General features: G+C 60.7%; 1 protein-coding gene. It reads left to right on the forward strand.

Translation table 11 applies throughout. The annotated features are described in order from the left end of the window. Window positions 1-507, forward strand: a 507-nt coding sequence (locus HWY05_RS37760) for a glycoside hydrolase family 27 protein (RefSeq protein WP_176061489.1), incomplete at both ends; no start/stop codon positions are given.

Below are 507 nucleotides of genomic sequence, written 5' to 3' on the forward strand. Positions count from 1 at the left end.
CACGACGCGGCCGATTACCTGGTCAGCAGCGGCCTGAAAAGTGCCGGCTATGTCTATGTGAACGTCGATGATTGCTGGTCGGAATTGACTCGCGATTCACAAGGGAAATTGAATGGAAATCATGTATCGTTTCCAAGCGGAATGAGCGCGCTCGGCGATTACATCCATTCCAAGGGATTGAAATATGGGATTTACGCGACGCCGGGCCTGCGTACCTGTGCCCAGCTCAACAATCTGCAGAACGAACTCGCCCCCGGCGCGCCCGGCAACGAGGCCAATGGCAATACCGGCAGCCAGGGCCACGAGGCGCTCGACGCGGCCACCTTCGTGCAATGGGGCGTCGACTACCTGAAATACGACTGGTGCACCAAGGGCTCGACCGCGGCGCCGGCCCAGGTGCCGGTATTCGCGAAGATGCGCGACGCGCTGCGCCAGGCGGTGCTCGGCGCTGGCCGCAAGGGCTACCTGTTCTACAGCATCAACCCCGACAGCTTCAACGACTCGAAG

Source organism: Paraburkholderia sp. BCC1876, from assembly GCF_902833695.1.
GTDB lineage: Bacteria > Pseudomonadota > Gammaproteobacteria > Burkholderiales > Burkholderiaceae > Paraburkholderia.